Genomic DNA, 18,117 nt, shown 5'->3' on the forward strand with positions numbered 1-18,117 from the left:
CCTTACGGCGCCCTTTTTATTGCCCAGATTACAGCATTTTCCTGATCACATAGTGCAGGATGCCGTCGTTTTCGTAGTAGGTCAGCTCATTACCGGTATCAATGCGGCAGCGGGTATCGATCACGTCCTTGCGCCCGTCGGCATAAGTGATATGCACCGGCACCGTCTGGCCCGGCCGCAGCTGTTGCAGGCCGCCGACGCTGATCTGTTCATCCCCGGTCAGCCCCAGCGTTTTGCGCGTTACCCCCTGCGGGAACTCCAGCGGCAAAATACCCATGCCGATCAGGTTGGAACGGTGAATTCGCTCGAAGGATTCGGCGATCACCACCCGCACGCCCAACAGGCGTGGCCCTTTCGCCGCCCAGTCACGACTGGAGCCGGAACCGTACTCTTTACCGGCGATCACCGCCAGCGGCACCTTCTCCTGCTGATACTGCATGGCGGCGTCGTAGATAGACAGCTGCTGCTGCGACGGAATATGGCGGGTATACCCCCCCTCCACGCCCGGCACCATTTCGTTGCGGATGCGGATATTGGCAAAGGTGCCGCGCATCATCACTTCGTGGTTGCCGCGGCGCGAACCGTAGGAGTTGAAATCCTGCGGCACCACGCCGTGCTCACTCAGGTAACGCCCCGCCGGGCTGTCGCGCTTGATGTTGCCCGCCGGCGAGATGTGGTCGGTGGTCACCGAATCGGCCAAAATCGCCAGAATACGCGCGTCTTTAATGTCCTGCACCGGATCCGGCTTCACTTTCATGGTGCTGAAGAACGGCGGATGGCGGATATAGGTGGAATCTTCCTGCCACTGGTAAGTCGCCGATCCGGTCACCTGGATCGCCTGCCAGTTGGCGTCGCCGTCAAACACTTCGCCGTATTCCTTGTGGAACATCTCGGTGCGCACTTCTTCCACCGCCTGAGCGATGTCCTGGCTGCTCGGCCAGATGTCCTTCAGATAGACCGGTTTACCGTCGTTGCCCTCGCCCAGCGGCTCGTTGGTCAGATCGATCTTCATGCTGCCCGCCAGGGCATACGCCACCACCAATGGCGGCGAGGCCAGCCAGTTGGTTTTCACCAGCGGGTGGATACGCCCTTCAAAATTGCGGTTGCCCGACAGCACCGCGCCCACGGTCAGATCACCCTCTTTAACCGCCTGCTCGATCGGTTCCGGCAACGGGCCGGAGTTACCGATACAGGTCGTACAACCATACCCCACCAGGTTGAACCCCAGCTCTTCCAGATAGGCGGTTAGTTTGGCGCTGTTGAAGTAGTCGGTCACCACTTTGGAGCCTGGCGCCAGCGAGGTTTTTACCCAAGGCTTGCTGCGCAGCCCTTTCTTGACGGCGTTTTTCGCCAGCAGACCGGCCGCCATCATCACGCTCGGGTTAGAGGTATTGGTGCAAGAGGTGATCGCTGCGATCACCACCGCACCGTCGCGCAGCTCGTGCTGCTGCCCGTCCAGCGTGAAGGTTTTGCTGTCAGCCTTGGCCTGGTGGCCGCCGATATCCAGCTCGGTGGCGGCCTTGAACGCCTGTGGCACCTGCGGCAGCGCGACGCGGTCCTGAGGGCGTTTCGGCCCGGCCAGGCTGGCCTCCACCGTCGACATGTCCAGCGCCAGCGAGCTGGTGAACACCGGTTCGTCACCCGGATTGCGCCACATGCCCTGTGCCTTGGCGTAGGCTTCCACCAATGCGATTTGTTCGGCGCTGCGGCCGCTGAGCTTCATATAGCCGAGCGTGACGTCATCCACCGGGAAGAAACCGCAGGTGGCGCCGAACTCCGGCGACATGTTGGCGATGGTTGCCCGGTCCGCCAGCGGCAGATCGGCCAGACCGTCGCCGTAAAACTCGACGAATTTGCCGACAACGCCGTGCTTACGCAGCATTTGGGTGACAGTCAGCACCAGGTCGGTAGCGGTAATGCCCTCGCGGAGCTTGCCGGTCAGCTTGAAGCCGACCACGTCGGGGATCAGCATCGATACCGGTTGGCCCAGCATCGCCGCCTCCGCCTCGATGCCGCCCACGCCCCAGCCGAGGATGCCGAGGCCATTGATCATGGTGGTGTGGGAGTCGGTGCCCACCAGCGTATCCGGGTAGGCCACACGGCGGCCGCTTTCGTCACTGTGCCAGACCGTTTGACCGAGGTATTCGAGGTTAACCTGGTGACAGATGCCGGTACCCGGCGGCACCACGCGGAAGCGGTTGAAGGCTTTCTGCCCCCAACGCAGGAAGGTGTAGCGCTCGTGGTTGCGCTGCATTTCGATACGCACGTTGTCTTCAAAGGCGTTGTCATCACCGAACTCATCGACGGTGACCGAGTGGTCGATAACCAGATCCACCGGCGACAGCGGGTTGACCTGGTCGACGTTGCCGCCCAGCCGCCGCACCGCTTCGCGCATCGCCGCCAGATCTACCACCGCCGGAACGCCGGTGAAGTCCTGCATCAGCACGCGCGCCGGACGGTAGGCGATCTCTCGGTCAGCATGGCCGGTTTGCAGCCAGGCAACAATGGCTTTGAGGTCGTCAACCTGCACGGTATCGCCATCCACATGGCGCAGCAGGTTCTCCAACAGCACTTTCATTGATTTCGGCAACCGGTCGATATCACCCAGCTGCTTCGCCGCCAGCGGCAGACTGTAATAGTAATATTCGCTATTCAGCGCAACCAGCTTATCCATACTCGTTTCACGAAGATCGGACGACATAGCTCCTCCATTTCTTATTGTGACTAAAACAGGGTAATCACTGAGGTCTTGTTTAAAGATACCACAAAGATAAGTTAACGTTTTGATAACAACACGTTTTGATCACAGCGATAGGCAGGAGCAATCAGCAGGCAACATGTGACGGTGACTCAATCACTTAATCGAGTTTGCCCTATGATCTCTGGCAGGCCCGTCACGACACGCCCTCCACTGACTTTATGCCGGTAGCAGCTATAGCGTATAGCGAAATCACGGGGAGTCCCCAAAGGTGAACGTTAATTCCTGAACGTTCCGCGTTGGTGGCTCAATCTGACCGATGACAAAAAAACGGGAAGGCATTCGCCTTCCCGTTTTTTGCGCTTATTCAACCACTATTTTGCTTACTTAATCGGCAGCTTGATGTCCTTGAACATGGCCTCGATCTCTTCATTGGAGCGCAGCGCCACCGCGCTGTCGACCACGTCGCGTGTCAGGTGCGGCGCAAAGCGCTGAATGAAGTCGTACATGTAGCTGCGCAGGAAGGTACTGCGGCGGAAGCCGATTTTGGTGGTGCTGTAGGTGAAAATATCGCGCGCATCCACGGTCACCAGATCTGGATCCTGGACCGGATCCACCGCCATGCTGGCGATCACCCCCACCCCCAGGCCCAGACGCACGTAGGTTTTGATCACGTCGGCGTCGGTGGCGGTAAAGACGATGCGCGGCGTCAGGCCGGCGCGGTTGAAGGCAGTATCCAGCTCCGAGCGGCCGGTAAAGCCGAAGGTGTAAGTGACGATCGGATAAGCCGCCAGCTCTTCAATGCTGATGCTGCTTTTGCCCGCCAAGGGGTGATCGGGCTTCACCACTACCGCGCGGTTCCAGTGGTAGCACGGCAACATGATAAGATCGTCGTACAGGTGCAGCGCTTCGGTGGCGATGGCGAAATCGGCGGTGCCTTTGGAGACCGCTTCGGCGATCTGCGTCGGCGACCCCTGATGCATGTGCAGCGAGACGCGCGGGTAACGCTCGATAAAGCCCTTGATCACATTGGGCAAGGCGTAGCGCGCCTGAGTATGCGTGGTGGCGACGTACAGCGAGCCTTTGTCCGGGTAGGTATGTTCGCCGGCGACGGCTTTGATGGCGTCCACTTTTGACAGCACTTCACGGGCGATGCGGATGATTTCCTGGCCGGCCGGGGTGACCTGAGTCAGGTGTTTGCCGCTGCGGGCGAAGATCTGGATGCCCAGCTCATCTTCGAGCATGCGCACCTGTTTACTGATGCCGGGTTGCGAGGTATAGAGCCCTTCTGCCGTCGAGGAGACATTCAGGTTGTGGTTAACCACTTCCACAATGTAACGAAGCTGCTGCAATTTCATATCTTATACCATCCTAGGTTAAACACTGCGGCTTACCCGCAGCCAGGTATATCGGTGTCGCCCCGGTATGCTGAAACTCACAAGCCATAAACACCGTGTTTACCCTGATGGTGAAGAAAACGCCGTTGTTAATAAGCTTTAATAATAAAAAAAATTTTTATATAACCACTATACCACGTTGCAGCTTCAAGTATAGATCCGCGTCACACTATGATAACGATTATTTTGCATTGCTATCAACGTGAAACGCCGTCGACGAAGGGATAAAAACAGCAAAGGATAGATCCGTTTGCGCCTTTTCATCAATAAAAAAACCAGCCACCAGGGCTGGTTTTTCATCGTACAGGTCGTTCGGCGACTTACTTCTTGCCTTCGACCCACTTCCCGTCAACGTAGAACGCGGACCAACCGGTCGCCTTGCCGTCTTTTTCAGAAGAAACGTACTGCTGCTTGGTTTTACGGCTGAAACGCACCAGCGTTTTGTTGCCTTCGGCATCCGCCACCGGCGCATCGGCCAGGTAGCGCAGTTTCTCCGGCAGACGATCCTTGAAGCGAGCCAGCTCTTCTACCAGCGGCGCGCGGGTCTCGCGCGATTTAGGGAAGGTGTTGGCCGCCAGGAATACGCCTGCGGCGCCGTCACGCAGCACGAAATAGGCGTCGGACTTCTCGCACGGTAACTCCGGCAACGGTACCGGATCTTCCTTCGGCGGCGCGACATCGCCGTTACGCAGGATTTTGCGGGTGTTCTTGCAGGTCTCGTTAGTGCAACCCATGTACTTGCCGAAACGCCCCATCTTCAGATGCATTTCCGAGCCGCACTTGTCGCACTCCACCACCGGGCCATCGTAGCCTTTCAGCCGGAACTCGCCCTCTTCGATCTCATAGCCGTCGCACGCCGGGTTGTTACCGCAAACGTGCAGCTTGCGCTGGTTGTCGATCAGGTAACTGTCCATCGCCGTACCGCATTTCTTGCAGCGGCGGCGGGCACGCAGCGCGTTGGTTTCCGCGTCGTCACCTTCCAGGATGTTGAGCACTTCCGCTTCCGGCACCAGGTTGATGGTGGTTTTGCAACGCTCCTTCGGCGGCAGCGCATAACCGGAACAACCGAGGAACACGCCGGTGCTAGCGGTACGGATGCCCATCTTGCGGCCGCAGGTCGGGCAGTCGATGCTGGTCATTACCATCTGGTTAGGGCGCATGCCGCCTTCTTCCGGATCCTTCTCCGCCGTTTCCAGCTGTTCGCTGAAGTCGACAAAGAACTCGTCCAACACTGCTTTCCACTCGGCGTGGTTGTTAGCGACCTGATCGAGACCGTCTTCCATGCGCGCGGTGAAGTCATAGTTCATCAGCTCGCGGAAGTTTTCTTCCAGCCGATCGGTGACGATCTCACCCATTTTCTCGGCGTAGAAACGGCGGCTTTCCACCCGCACATAACCGCGATCCTGAATGGTCGAGATAATGGAGGCGTAGGTGGACGGACGGCCGATACCGCGTTTTTCCAGCTCTTTCACCAGCGAGGCTTCGCTGTAGCGCGCCGGCGGCTTGGTGAAGTGCTGGCTCGGGATCAGTTTCTGCAGATCCAGCTCGCTGCCGATTTCGACGAACGGCAGGGTGCGATCTTCGTCGCCCTTGCGCAGCGCCGGCATCACCTTGGTCCAGCCGTCAAAGCGCAACGTGCGGCCCTTGGCGCGCAGCTGGTAGTCGCCGGCTTTCACCGTCAGCGTGGTGGAGTCGTATTGCGCCGGCGTCATCTGACAGGCGACGAACTGGCGCCAGATCAGCTGATACAGCTTCTGCGCGTCCGCTTCCATGTCTTTCAACTGCTCGGCGAGCACGTTCACGTCCGACGGGCGGATCGCTTCGTGCGCTTCCTGCGAATTCTCTTTGCTGCTGTACTGATTCGGTGCCTTCGGCAGGTATTTGTCGCCGAAGTTGTCGCCGATGTAACCACGCACCATGTTGAGCGCATCCTGGCTCAGGTTGGTGGAGTCGGTACGCATATAGGTGATGTGGCCGGCTTCATACAGCCGCTGCGCCATCATCATGGTTTTCTTCACGCCGAAGCTCAGGCGGGTGCTGGCGGCCTGTTGCAGCGTGGAGGTAATGAAAGGCGCACCCGGCTTGCTGCTGGTCGGTTTGTCTTCGCGATCCAGCACCGTGTAGCGGGCTTTTTCCAGCAGTTTGACCGCGGCGTGAGTCTGCTCGCGGTTGACCGGCTTGAACGGTTTGTCGTGCGCGTGGGTCACTTCCATCTGCAGCGCGGTTTCACCCTTCGCCAGCAGATCGGCATGCAGTTCCCAATACTCTTCCGGCACGAAGGCCTTGATGTCGCGCTCACGCTCAACCACCAGGCGCACCGCCACCGATTGCACGCGGCCGGCGGACAGGCCGCGGGCGATTTTTTTCCACAGCAGCGGCGAAACCATATAGCCCACCACGCGGTCCATAAACCGGCGCGCCTGCTGCGCGTTGACGCGGTCAATGTTCAGCTCGCCCGGCTGTTTGAACGCCTGTTGGATCGCGTTTTTGGTGATTTCGTTAAACACCACGCGGCTAAAGCGTTTGTCGTCCCCACCGATCACTTCCCGCAGGTGCCAAGCGATGGCTTCCCCTTCGCGGTCAAGGTCGGTTGCGAGATAAATGTGGTCGGCATTTTCCGCCAACGATTTTAACTCGGCGACCACTTTTTCTTTACCCGGCAGGATTTCATAATGCGCTTTCCAACCGTGGTAAGGGTCAACGCCCATGCGATTTACCAGCGCCGCCTTCTCATCTTTTTTAACTTTTTTCTTGGCTTTGTCTTCGGTTGAGTCAGCGCTCTTTTTGCTGGCTGAGCCACTGGTCGGCAAATCACGGATGTGACCGACGCTGGACTTCACCACGTAGTCACTTCCTAAATATTTATTAATAGTTTTGGCTTTTGCCGGGGACTCAACTATTACGAGAGCTTTACCCATATTTACCTTTACCTAAATTTATTTCTTCTCGAAAGAAGTCTTTTATCTCGCCGTGCCGCGGCAATTCGTGTCTCTTTTTTTATATTGCGGCAGTCTGGCAAGAGATCAACAGATTTTTTTCTTTTGGCTGCCCAACTGCTCAACCTGAACGCAAGTTGTTGATCCTGCCTGCTATTCACCCATGCCCCAGAAGTATGGCTGTGTGAGTTTTATTCATGGCGTAAACAAAACCTTCCACCCGACGCCGCAAAATCCCACACTGTACCTGATAAAAAGCGTCACGCAACCTAATTAGCACGGAAAGACCGATTTCGCCAACCGGCGGCCACCCGTGGCCATCCAGACGGCAAATAAACCTTAGTCGGTTTGCGGATAAATGCGAACCGGCGTTAGAATATGCGCAGAGTTTTTTTGTTTGGAGTCTAATAATGCGTACGAATACTGCACCTATCAACCGCGAAGCCCTACTGGCGGAAGCAAATAACATCATCCGCCAACACGAAGATTATCTGCACGGCATGGTCGCCACCGATGTTGAACAAAAAAGCGGCGTTTTAGTTTTTCGCGGCGAATTCTTTTTGGATGCTGACGGATTGCCCACCGCCAAAACCACCGCAGTATTTAATATGTTTAAACATTTGGCTCATCTGCTTTCCGAGAAATACCACCTGGTGGATTGAAAATAGAAAACGGGGGCCTAAAGCCCCCGTTGATCATGTTAGCGCCATCGTTACAGCAGCGGCTTTTCCCCTCGCTGCCACCAACGCAGCAGCAGGCGATCGACGCTTTCCGCCGCACTGCCGGTGAAACGATCCATCAGGCGTTTGCGGCGCGCATAACGCACGGCGATCACCTCGTGGTTATCCAGTTCCGCAATCAGCAGATCGTCGCTGGTGCCGATGGCGTCGATCAGCCCCTTCTCTTTGGCCTGCGAGCCATACCAGTGTTCGCCGGTGGCGACGCTGTCGATATCCAGCGACGGGCGCTGTTCATGCACAAAGCGCTTGAACAGCTCGTGCGTTTCGTTCAGGTCTTCCTGGAACTTCTCGCGCCCCTGCTCGGTGTTTTCGCCGAACAGCGTCAGCGTGCGTTTGAACTGCCCGGCGGTATGCAGCTCCACGTCGATGTCGTTCTTCTTCAGCAGGCGGTGGAAGTTCGGGATCTGCGCCACTACGCCGATTGAACCGATAATAGCGAACGGCGCCGCCACGATGCGATCCGCCACGCAAGCCATCATGTAGCCGCCGCTGGCCGCCACTTTATCCACCGCCACCGTCAGGCGAATGCCGCCCTTGCGCAGGCGCTCCAACTGCGAGGCCGCCAGGCCGTAGCCATGCACCACCCCGCCCGGGCTTTCCAGGCGCAGCAAGACTTCATCCTGCGCCGACGCCACCGCCAGCACCGCCGAGATCTCTTCCCGCAGCGACGTCACCTCATGCGCATCCATGCTGCCCTTGAAATCCAGCACATACAGGCAAGGCTTGGCCACTTCGACCGCGCCGGACTTGGCGCGCTGCTTCTTCAATTTGTCGTCGGCCTTGGTCTGCTTCTTGAACTGTTTCAGCCAGACTTTCTGCTCGGCGGCATCCATACGCGCCAGCCGCATGTCACGTTGCATTTCACGATACTGTTCACCGAGGTCGGTCAGCTGCAGCTCCCCTTTCTGCCGGCTCTTGCGTTGCCCCAGACTGACCGCCAGTACGGCCAGCGCGGCGATGGCGAGCACCACCGTGGCAACTTTGGCCAGAAACAGGCCGTAAACAGATATATACTCCACAGATTCCGCCTTTATTTACAGGTTGTTAGTATGATGCGTTCCATTTTAGCCAACTGTCGCGGCTAAATGGAAATTCATTGCGCACTAAGCATCACTATGGGGGCGATTTGCGGCTGAACCAAGCCGCCGCCGCACCGCTTTTGTTACAAAAGAATGCCATTTCAGCCAGCTACGCATTGAAAATGCCAACGGATTAAGGCATATAACACCCATTATTCATCAATACGATGAGACGGATTCGCTGCGCGGCCCCCAGACGGTCGAGCCTTCGCTCCCGCCCTGGCCGCGCGTTTCACCCTTGCTCCCCGACACCGGCGGGAGAACAGCCACCCAGGCGAGGATTTATTGTGCATTACCAACCTAAACAAAACCTGCTCGAACAACGCATCATCCTGGTCACCGGCGCCGGCGACGGCATCGGTCGCGAAGCGGCGCTGACCTACGCGCGCTTCGGCGCGCAACTGGTGCTACTGGGGCGCACCGAAAGCAAATTGCAGGCGGTTCAACAAGAGATCGCGGACCAGGGCGGCGCGCCGGCCCTGGTCGTCACGCTGGACTTGCTGCACACCACGCGGGAGCAATGCCAACAAATAGCCGATGATCTGGCGCGCCAGATCCCGCGCCTTGACGGCGTACTGCACAACGCCGGCCTGCTCGGCGACATTGCGCCGATGGCCGACCTGTCGATGACCATGTGGCAAGAGGTGATGCAGGTTAACGTCAACGCCACCTTCATGCTGACTCAGGCGCTGCTGCCGCTGCTGCTGAAATCCCACGCCGGGTCACTGGTGTTCACCAGCTCCAGCGTCGGGCGCACGGGCCGCGCAGACTGGGGCGCCTATGCGGTGTCGAAGTTCGCCACCGAAGGCATGATGCAGGTGCTGGCCGACGAGTACAAAAATCGCAATCTGCGGGTAAACTGCATCAATCCGGGCGGCACTCGCACCAAAATGCGCGCATCTGCCTTCCCGCACGAAGATAAAAACAAGCTGAAAACCCCGGCCGATATCATGCCGCTGTACCTGTATCTGATGGGCGAAGACAGCCGCCGCAAAACAGGCATGAGCTTCGATGCACAGCCGAACCGTAAACCCGGCGCAGCCGAATAAGGAGCGTTTTCATGGCGGAAGATCGTCATCAACAGCGCCAGCAGCGCCTGAAAGAACAGGTCGATGCGCGCATCGCCGCTGCGCAGGAAACGCGCGGCCTGCTGCTGGTGTTTACCGGCAACGGCAAAGGTAAAACCACCGCCGCCTTCGGCACCGTTACCCGTGCGATTGGCCACGGCATGCGCGCCGGCGTGATCCAATTCATCAAAGGCGAATGGCCCAACGGCGAGAAAAATCTGCTGCAGCAACACGGCGTTGAATTTCAGGTGATGGCCACCGGCTTCACTTGGGAAACGCAGAACAAAGCCGGCGATACCGCCGCTTGCCAAGCGGTGTGGCAACACGGCAAACGCATGCTGGCCGACAACAGCCTGGATCTGGTGCTGTTGGACGAAGTGACCTACATGCTGACCTACGGTTATCTGGAGTTGGAAGAGCTGAAGACAGCGTTGCTGGGGCGCCCTGCGCACCAAACGGTGATCCTGACCGGGCGCGGTTGCCATCGCGATCTGCTGGAACTGGCGGATACGGTCACGGAGATGCGGCCGGTGAAGCACGCGTTCGACGCCGGCGTGAAGGCGCAACAGGGAATAGATTGGTAACAAAAAGTTCTGGCCCCGAACGGGGCCAGAATGACAGGATCAGCTGCGTTTGCTTGGCTTGCCCGGTTTACCCGGTTTGCCGCCTGGCGCACTGCGGCGACCGCTGCCGGCCACCTGCGAGTGGCGCTTGACTGCGCGACGGATCTGGTTGGCTTTCACGCGGCGGCGCTCACGCTCCACCGGCATCTTGCTGACCGTTTCCGGTTTCAATTCCACCAGTTCGCGCAGGTAGTTGATCGCCGACAGATCCAGCTCGGCCCAACCGCCGCGCGGCAGGCCTTTCGGCAGATCGATGTCGCCGTAGCGCACGCGGATCAGACGGCTCACCTGCACGCCCACCGCTTCCCACAGGCGACGCACTTCACGGTTACGGCCTTCGGTCAGGGTCACGTTGTACCACTGGTTGAGGCCTTCACCGCCCTGGAAACTGATGGTGCGGAAGGCGGCCGGGCCGTCTTCCAGCTGCACGCCCTTGCTCAGCTGCTTCACTTTCGCATCGTCAACCTGGCCGAACACGCGTACCGCGTACTCACGCTCCACTTCGCGGCTCGGGTGCATCAGACGGTTGGCCAGTTCGCCATCGGTGGTGAACAACAGCAGACCGGAGGTGTTGACGTCCAAACGCCCTACCGCTACCCAGCGCGAGCCGCGCAGCTTCGGCAGACGATCGAACACCGTTGGGCGGCCTTCAGGATCGCTGCGGGTACACAACTCGCCTTCCGGTTTGTAGTAAGCCAACACCCGGCAAACCACCTCTTCGGATTCTTTGATCGACAGGACATGACCGTCCAGACGAATTTTCATCGCCGGAGTCACTTCAACGCGATCGCCTAGCTTGGCGACTTTGCCGTCGACGCTGACGCGCCCGGCTTCAATCATGGTTTCGATTTCACGACGCGAGCCATGTCCGGCACGCGCTAATACTTTCTGTAACTTTTCGCTCATTGAGCAACCTCTAATGTCGCCTTCACAGGCGTCGGGGGGATAACCGCCACGGCGCAACCGCCGCAACGGTAATAATACGTTTATCAGGATCGAACCGCGCATTATACAGGCTTTCTAAGGTGTTGAAACCCACTTTATCGGCGGCGCTTTCCCCAGGCGAGGCTCAAGGCGTCAGAAAGTCCTCCACCGCCCACAGCACCGCATCGGGCCGCTCCAGAATGCCGAGATGAGTGCGGGCCTCCCCTAAACGCACCACGGAGAAAAACGGCTGCTCGGCGGCGAATGCTTGCTGTTGCCGCAGATAGTCGTCGCTGCGATCCAACGCGTAAATATGCCGACACGGCGGCGGCGCGCTCATCCCCGCCAGGCGTTGCAGCGGCGAGCCGAATTGCCGGTAGGCCTGTTCGATAGCCACGCCGGCGGCACGCCAAAGCCGGTAATCCTCCTGCGCCATCTCCACTTCCAGATGGCGCTTGACCTGAGCATGATTGATGCCGCCCTGCCAGAAGTCGAACAGCGCATCGCGCGCCGCCAGCCACTGCTGCGGCTGCTGCATGCGGCTCACCGCCGTAAAGAACGCCGGCTCCGGCTGCGTCATGATCCAATCGAGAAACACCATGCCCCGTATCCGTTGCGGCAACGCCTCGGCCAATGCCACCGCCAGCCAGCTGGCATGCGCTACCGACAGGATAACCACATTGTCCAAACGCAGCGCCGTCAGCAACTGGCGCACATCCTCCAGCAGATCGTCTGCCGTCAGCGACATCTCCGCCGCTTTTGACGACAGGCCGTGGCCACGCCAGTCGATGCTGATCACACGATAACGTTCGGCCGCCAGGGCGATAAACGGCTCGAACACGGTTTTCGGCTCACACCAGCCGGGCAGCAAAACCAGCGTTAACGGCCCTGAGCCGATGTCTTGATAATCGAGAGAAATCGTGGCGCTGTGAAATGCGGTCATATTACCTCCTGCGCGTCTCTCCCCGACCCGTTCGGAGATATCGACGGTGATAAAGTGACAGCGCAGCGGGCATCGATCTATTGAAGTTCGTGCGGAAAGGGCCAGAGCGCACCTTATAAAAAAATGCGCACTAAATGGAATAAAAAATTAATGGCGCACGCAGGGATACGCGGCGCTTAACGCCAGCATGATCACCGAAGGTGCGGAATTATGCAGCTGCTCAGGATGCTCCTGCAAATAGTGCATCACCGCGTCAGCGGCCGTGCCGATGCTCATTCCGGCCTCCGGGCAAATATTGCGGTTGCCCTGCATGGAGTAGGTATCGAATACGCCGGCGATATATCCCATAAACATGCCGCCGTTAAGTGCTTCGGCCACGGTGGCTTCACCGCTTTTATTTTTGACGTAACCGCCGGATTCCGACAGTAAGGCGCTGCCCGAATAAAAACCCGCATTGGTCATTGAAGAAAATAATAAGGCCGCTAAAAAAGAAACCTGTCTAATCATTGCTGCGCATCCTGCCCATTATCAATTCTAAAGTAGTCAAGAATAGCGGTTTTCACGCGAAATAGCGTCGTTTCAGCCGATTTTCAGACAATGGGCAAGGTGGCAAGCGTTAATATCAGCGGAAAGGCGCCGCGTCGCCTGCCCCTTCGCGCACCACTTCCGGCGAGGATTCGGTCAGATCGATCACCGTGGTCGGCTGCTGGCCGAGGAAACCGCCGTGGATCACCAGATCGACCACCTTGCCCAAGCGATCGCTGATCTCTTCCGGATCGGACTCGGCAAAATCATTGCCCGGCAGCATCAGGGTGGTGGACATCATCGGTTCGTTCAGCGCCTCCAGCAGCGCCAGCGCGATCGGATTCGACGGCACGCGCAGGCCAATGGTTTTACGCTTTTCATTCATCAGGCGGCGCGGCACTTCTTTGGTCGCTTTCAGAATGAAGGTGTAGTTGCCCGGCGTATTGTTTTTGATCAGGCGGAACGCCGTATTATCGACGTGAGCATAGGTCGACAATTCGGACAGATCGCGGCACATCAACGTGAAGTTGTGGTTGCCGTCCAGTTGACGGATGCGGCAAATGCGCTCCATCGCCGCCTTTTCTTCCAGCATGCAACCCAGCGCATAGCCGGAATCGGTGGGATAGACGATCACCCCGCCCTTGCGCAGCACCTCGACTGCCTGGTTGATCAGGCGCGGCTGCGGGTTGTCCGGGTGAATATAAAAAAGCTGACTCATGACTTGCTCCTAAAATGATGCCCGCGCGCGTTGCTGCACGCGTAAAATCAGACCGCTTCGCCCGGCTGCGGCCAATCGCGCCACACCGGCTCGACGCCGCCCGGCAACCACAGTTTGCGGCCCAGCTCGATCCACGAACAAGGCATATGAAAATCAGAACCTTGCGAGGCCAACAGGCGATAATCCTGCGCATACTTCGCCAGCTGCGTGCGCTCATGCGGGGCCTGCTGACACTGTGCGACCTCCATCGCGTCGCCGCCGTGTTCGGCAAAATGCGCCAGCAGGCGTTTCAACCACTTCGCGGTCAGGTCGTAACGGCCTGGGTGCGCTATCACCGCCTGGCCGCCCGATTGATGAATCGCATCAATGGCTTGTTCTATTGTACACCACTGTGGCGGCACGTAGCCGGTTTTGCCCTTGGCCAGGTATTTCTTGAACACCTGCGCCATGTTGTCCGCCACGCCGATCTCCACCAGATAGCGAGCGAAATGGCCGCGGGTCACCGCGCCGCCGTCCGCCAGCCGTTGGGCGCCGGCATAGGCGTCGGGAATGCGCGCTTTACCCAGCCGCACGCCGATCTCCTGCGCCCGCCGGTTGCGGCGTTCAGTCTGCGCCGCCAGCAGCGCGACCAGCGCCGGATGCGCAACGTCAATGCCCAAGCCGACGATATGGATTTCGTGATTTTCCCACAGCGTCGAGATTTCCACGCCGCTGACCAACCGCAACGGCAGCGCCAGCTCAGTAATGGCGGCGGCGGCCTCGGCCAGTCCGGCGGTCGTGTCGTGATCGGTGATCGCCAACACCCCAACGCGCATCTCTACCGCCCGCTGCACCAACTGCGTCGGCGTCAGGCAGCCGTCGGAGGCGGTCGTGTGGCTGTGGAGGTCATACAGAGTAAAAGCGGTGGATTGGGGGTTACTGTCTGTCAAAACGGATATCCGGCAGTGGCTTGGCTTTCTATCATACCCGCGATCGGCGGCCGGACGGAAATCTATTCTGCCCCAGCCGCTGCACCTGGCGGATGATGAATATAATTCACGCTGACCGCTAAAACATTGTGCAAAAAGAGGGTTGACTTTGCCCTCGCGAACCAGTTAACTAGTACACAAGTTCACGGCAGTGGCCGTGTCGGATGAGAGTTAACAAAGAGAGCCTGAAAATGAACAAACACATTTCTCTTCACGGTTGGTGGCGTACCTCCCTCTTGCGGGCGGTGTAATCGCGCATAGCTGTCATCTGACAATGCAGATTTCCTGAGCCCGCACCTGATGCGGGCTTTTTTATGGACAGAATTCACTGGAACCACCGATGATGAACACCAAACCACAACTGACATTGCTGAAGGCGCAAGCCAGCTACCGGGGCGACCCCACCACCATTTTCCACCAGCTGTGCGGCGCCCGGCCGGCCACCCTGCTACTGGAATCGGCGGAAATCAACAGCAAACAGAATCTGCAGAGCCTGCTGGTGATCGACAGCGCACTGCGCATTACCGCACTGGGCCACACCGTTAGCGTACAGGCGCTGACCGCCAACGGCGCTGCGCTGCTGCCGCTGCTGGACGAAGCGCTGCCGCCCGAGGTGCGCAATCAGGCGCGCCCTAACGGCCGTGAGCTGACCTTCCCGGCGATCGACGCGGTGCAGGACGAAGACGCTCGCCTGCGCTCACTGTCGGTGTTCGACGCGCTGCGCACGCTGCTGACCCTGGTCGACTCCTCGGCGGACGAGCGCGAAGCCGTGATGCTCGGCGGTCTGTTCGCCTACGATCTGGTCGCCGGTTTCGAAAACCTGCCGGCGCTGCGCCAGGATCAGCGCTGCCCAGACTTCTGCTTCTATCTGGCGGAAACCCTGCTGGTGCTGGATCACCAACGCGGTTCGGCCCGCCTGCAGGCCAGCGTCTTCAGCACGCAAGCAAGCGAAACGCAACGCCTGCAGCAACGCCTGGAACAGCTGCAGACCGAATTGCAACAAACCCCGCAGCCGATCCCGCACCAAACGCTGGAAAACATGCAGCTGAGCTGCAACCAGAGCGACGAAGAATACGGCGCGGTAGTCAGTGAGCTGCAGCAAGCGATCCGTCACGGCGAGATTTTCCAGGTGGTGCCGTCGCGCCGCTTCTCCCTGCCGTGCCCGGCGCCGCTGGCAGCCTACCAGACCCTGAAAGACAACAACCCCAGCCCGTACATGTTCTTCATGCAGGATGATGACTTCACTCTGTTCGGCGCTTCGCCGGAGAGCGCGCTGAAATACGACGCGGGTAATCGCCAGATCGAAATCTATCCGATCGCCGGCACCCGCCCGCGCGGCCGCCGAGCCGACGGCTCGCTGGATCTGGATCTCGACAGCCGCATCGAGCTGGAAATGCGTACTGACCACAAAGAGCTGGCCGAACACCTGATGCTGGTCGATCTGGCGCGTAACGATCTGGCGCGCATCTGCCAGGCAGGCAGCCGCTACGTGGCCGACCTGACCAAGGTGGATCGCTATTCGTTCGTCATGCACCTGGTTTCCCGTGTGGTGGGCACCCTGCGCGCCGATCTCGACGTGCTGCACGCCTACCAGGCCTGCATGAACATGGGCACTCTGAGCGGCGCGCCGAAAGTGCGGGCGATGCAGCTTATCGCCGCCTCCGAAGGCACCCGCCGCGGCAGCTACGGCGGCGCGGTGGGCTATTTCACCGCCACCGGCGATCTGGACACCTGCATCGTCATTCGCTCCGCCTACGTTGAAGACGGCATCGCCACCGTGCAGGCCGGCGCCGGCGTGGTGCTGGATTCCATCCCGCAGGCGGAAGCCGACGAAACCCGTAATAAAGCCCGTGCCGTGCTGCGCGCCATCGCCACTGCGCACCATGCCAAGGAGGTGTTCTGATGGCCGATATCCTGCTGCTCGACAACGTCGACTCCTTTACCTACAACCTGGTCGATCAGCTGCGCGCCAGCGGCCATCAGGTGGTGATTTACCGTAACCAGATCGCCGCCGAAGTGATCATTGAACGCCTGGAGCACATGGCTCAACCGGTGCTGATGCTGTCACCTGGCCCCGGCACACCGTCCGAAGCGGGCTGTATGCCGGAACTGCTGCAGCGCCTGCGCGGCCGCCTGCCGATCATCGGCATCTGTCTCGGCCACCAGGCGATCGTCGAAGCCTACGGCGGCCAGGTCGGCCAGGCGGGTGAAATCCTGCACGGCAAAGCTTCGGCGATCGTTCACGATGGTGAAGGCATGTTCGCCGGCATGGCCAACCCGCTGCCGGTGGCACGCTACCACTCGCTGGTCGGCAGCAATATTCCGGCCGATCTCACCGTCAACGCCCATTTCGGCGAGATGGTGATGGCGGTGCGCGACGACCGCCACCGCGTGTGCGGCTTCCAGTTCCACCCGGAATCGATTCTGACCACCCACGGCGCGCGCCTGCTTGAGCAGACCCTGGCCTGGGCGCTGGCGAAGTAATATAAGGAACACGACGATGCAACCTATTCTTGAGAAACTGTACCGCGCCGAGTCGATGAGCCAGCAGGAAAGCCAACAGCTGTTCAGCGCCATCGTGCGCGGCGAACTGGAGCCGAGCCAACTGGCGGCGGCGTTGATCAGCATGAAAGTCCGCGGCGAGCGCCCGGAAGAGATCGCCGGCGCCGCCAAAGCGCTGCTGGACGACGCTCAGCCGTTCCCGCGCCCCGACTATCTGTTCGCCGATATCGTCGGCACCGGCGGCGACGGCACCAACAGCATCAATATTTCCACCGCCAGCGCCTTCGTGGCGGCGGCGTGCGGCGCGAAGATCGCCAAGCACGGCAACCGCAGCGTCTCCAGCCGCTCCGGCTCCTCGGATCTGCTGGCGGCGTTCGGCATCCGTCTGGACCTGCCGGCAGAAGAAGCGCGCAAGGCGCTGGACGAACTCGGCGTGTGCTTCCTGTTCGCGCCGCAGTACCACACCGGCTTTCGCCACGCCATGCCGGTGCGGCAGCAGTTGAAGACCCGCACTCTGTTCAACGTGCTGGGCCCGCTGATCAACCCGGCGCGTCCACCGCTGGCGCTGATCGGCGTATACAGCCCGGAACTGGTGCTGCCGATTGCCGAAACCCTGCGCGTACTGGGTTATCAGCGCGCGGCGGTGGTGCACGGCGGCGGCATGGATGAAGTGGCGATCCACGCCACCACCCATGTGGCAGAGCTGAACAACGGCGAAATCAGCTGCTACTCGCTCACGCCGCAGTCCTTCGGATTGGAAACCTATCCGCTGGAAGCCTTGCTGGGCGGCACGCCGGAAGAAAACCGTGACATTTTGGCGCGGCTGTTACAAGGTAAAGGTGAGCCGGCGCACGCCGCGGCGGTCGCGGCCAACGTCGCGTTGCTTCTGAAGTTATTCGGACATGAAGACCTGCGCGAAAATGCGCGACAGGCACTGGATATGATCAACAGCGGGCAGGCTTATGAGCGTGTCATCGCACTGGCGGCAAGAGGATAA

At 59.4% G+C, this 18,117-nt stretch carries 13 protein-coding genes, 1 pseudogene and 1 other annotated feature; of the genes and pseudogenes, 5 read left to right on the forward strand and 9 right to left on the reverse strand.

The features are described from left to right. Nucleotides 1-28: 28 nt before the first annotated feature. The 3 genes from acnA to topA all read right to left on the reverse strand — a co-directional run bounded on the left by acnA (nucleotide 29) and on the right by topA (nucleotide 7,013). Nucleotides 29-2,701 (reverse strand): aconitate hydratase AcnA, encoded by a 2,673-nt coding sequence (gene acnA, locus BHU62_RS23105; protein WP_073534742.1) that lies wholly within the window; start codon nucleotides 2,699-2,701, stop codon nucleotides 29-31. Between the two features lie 380 nt (nucleotides 2,702-3,081). After that, complete coding sequence (gene cysB / locus BHU62_RS23110; protein WP_004930690.1) at nucleotides 3,082-4,056, reverse strand: HTH-type transcriptional regulator CysB; 975 nt, start codon at nucleotides 4,054-4,056, stop codon at nucleotides 3,082-3,084. A 359-nt stretch (nucleotides 4,057-4,415) separates the two neighbouring features. Further along, on the reverse strand, nucleotides 4,416-7,013 hold the full coding sequence (gene topA / locus BHU62_RS23115; protein WP_073534743.1) for a type I DNA topoisomerase: 2,598 nt from the start codon (nucleotides 7,011-7,013) through the stop codon (nucleotides 4,416-4,418). Between the two features lie 428 nt (nucleotides 7,014-7,441). Here topA and BHU62_RS23125 point away from each other — a divergent pair, with 428 nt between their 5' ends. Next, nucleotides 7,442-7,693 (forward strand): YciN family protein, encoded by a 252-nt coding sequence (locus BHU62_RS23125; RefSeq protein ID WP_073534744.1) that lies wholly within the window; start codon nucleotides 7,442-7,444, stop codon nucleotides 7,691-7,693. 50 nt (nucleotides 7,694-7,743) lie between these two features. Here the strand turns inward: BHU62_RS23125 and sohB are convergent, their stop codons facing one another. Then, nucleotides 7,744-8,790 carry a protease SohB gene (gene sohB, locus BHU62_RS23130; RefSeq protein ID WP_073534745.1) on the reverse strand — a complete coding sequence of 349 codons (1,047 nt, stop codon included), beginning with the start codon at nucleotides 8,788-8,790 and terminating at the stop codon, nucleotides 7,744-7,746. 347 nt (nucleotides 8,791-9,137) lie between these two features. Here sohB and BHU62_RS23135 point away from each other — a divergent pair, with 347 nt between their 5' ends. Continuing rightward, the gene (locus BHU62_RS23135; RefSeq protein ID WP_073534746.1) at nucleotides 9,138-9,899 is read left to right on the forward strand and encodes a YciK family oxidoreductase; all 762 of its coding nucleotides are present in this window, start codon (nucleotides 9,138-9,140) and stop codon (nucleotides 9,897-9,899) included. Nucleotides 9,900-9,910: 11 nt separating this feature from the next. Next, nucleotides 9,911-10,501 carry a cob(I)yrinic acid a,c-diamide adenosyltransferase gene (cobO, locus tag BHU62_RS23140; protein WP_073534747.1) on the forward strand — a complete coding sequence of 197 codons (591 nt, stop codon included), beginning with the start codon at nucleotides 9,911-9,913 and terminating at the stop codon, nucleotides 10,499-10,501. A 39-nt stretch (nucleotides 10,502-10,540) separates the two neighbouring features. Here cobO and rluB read toward each other — a convergent pair whose 3' ends face one another. The 5 genes from rluB to rnm all read right to left on the reverse strand — a co-directional run bounded on the left by rluB (nucleotide 10,541) and on the right by rnm (nucleotide 14,579). Next, entirely contained in the window at nucleotides 10,541-11,446 is a 906-nt protein-coding gene (gene rluB / locus BHU62_RS23145) for a 23S rRNA pseudouridine(2605) synthase RluB (RefSeq protein ID WP_073534748.1), read from the reverse strand. Between the two features lie 163 nt (nucleotides 11,447-11,609). Beyond that, nucleotides 11,610-12,407, reverse strand: a complete 798-nt coding sequence (locus tag BHU62_RS23150; RefSeq protein WP_073534749.1) for an alpha/beta hydrolase — start codon at nucleotides 12,405-12,407, stop codon at nucleotides 11,610-11,612. Nucleotides 12,408-12,554: 147 nt separating this feature from the next. Further along, complete coding sequence (locus BHU62_RS23155; protein ID WP_073534750.1) at nucleotides 12,555-12,914, reverse strand: Rap1a/Tai family immunity protein; 360 nt, start codon at nucleotides 12,912-12,914, stop codon at nucleotides 12,555-12,557. 115 nt (nucleotides 12,915-13,029) lie between these two features. Continuing rightward, the gene (locus BHU62_RS23160) at nucleotides 13,030-13,650 is read right to left on the reverse strand and encodes an L-threonylcarbamoyladenylate synthase (protein ID WP_073534751.1); all 621 of its coding nucleotides are present in this window, start codon (nucleotides 13,648-13,650) and stop codon (nucleotides 13,030-13,032) included. Nucleotides 13,651-13,697: 47 nt separating this feature from the next. After that, entirely contained in the window at nucleotides 13,698-14,579 is an 882-nt protein-coding gene (gene rnm, locus BHU62_RS23165; RefSeq protein ID WP_073534752.1) for an RNase RNM, read from the reverse strand. 251 nt (nucleotides 14,580-14,830) lie between these two features. Continuing rightward, nucleotides 14,831-14,934, forward strand: a sequence feature (Trp leader region). Nucleotides 14,935-14,958: 24 nt separating this feature from the next. On the opposite strand from rnm, the gene BHU62_RS23170 reads away from it, so the two are divergent. Together BHU62_RS23170 and trpD are read left to right on the forward strand one after the other, a co-directional pair. Further along, nucleotides 14,959-16,521 carry an anthranilate synthase component 1 gene (locus BHU62_RS23170; protein ID WP_073534753.1) on the forward strand — a complete coding sequence of 521 codons (1,563 nt, stop codon included), beginning with the start codon at nucleotides 14,959-14,961 and terminating at the stop codon, nucleotides 16,519-16,521. Continuing rightward, nucleotides 16,521-18,117: pseudogene (trpD, locus tag BHU62_RS25485) on the forward strand (bifunctional anthranilate synthase glutamate amidotransferase component TrpG/anthranilate phosphoribosyltransferase TrpD). Before BHU62_RS23170 ends, trpD begins: the two are co-directional and overlap by 1 nt.

Origin of the sequence: Serratia marcescens (assembly GCF_001902635.1) — a bacterium.
Lineage (GTDB): Bacteria > Pseudomonadota > Gammaproteobacteria > Enterobacterales > Enterobacteriaceae > Serratia > Serratia marcescens_F.

Coding starts and splice junctions, on each gene's coding strand:
- acnA (WP_073534742.1), bottom strand. CDS start 2,701: ATGTCGTCCGATCTTCGTGAAACGAGTATGGATAAGCTGGTTGCGCTG.
- cysB (WP_004930690.1), bottom strand. CDS start 4,056: ATGAAATTGCAGCAGCTTCGTTACATTGTGGAAGTGGTTAACCACAAC.
- topA (WP_073534743.1), bottom strand. CDS start 7,013: ATGGGTAAAGCTCTCGTAATAGTTGAGTCCCCGGCAAAAGCCAAAACT.
- BHU62_RS23125 (WP_073534744.1), top strand. CDS start 7,442: ATGCGTACGAATACTGCACCTATCAACCGCGAAGCCCTACTGGCGGAA.
- cobO (WP_073534747.1), top strand. CDS start 9,911: ATGGCGGAAGATCGTCATCAACAGCGCCAGCAGCGCCTGAAAGAACAG.
- rluB (WP_073534748.1), bottom strand. CDS start 11,446: ATGAGCGAAAAGTTACAGAAAGTATTAGCGCGTGCCGGACATGGCTCG.
- BHU62_RS23150 (WP_073534749.1), bottom strand. CDS start 12,407: ATGACCGCATTTCACAGCGCCACGATTTCTCTCGATTATCAAGACATC.
- BHU62_RS23155 (WP_073534750.1), bottom strand. CDS start 12,914: ATGATTAGACAGGTTTCTTTTTTAGCGGCCTTATTATTTTCTTCAATG.
- BHU62_RS23160 (WP_073534751.1), bottom strand. CDS start 13,650: ATGAGTCAGCTTTTTTATATTCACCCGGACAACCCGCAGCCGCGCCTG.
- BHU62_RS23170 (WP_073534753.1), top strand. CDS start 14,959: ATGATGAACACCAAACCACAACTGACATTGCTGAAGGCGCAAGCCAGC.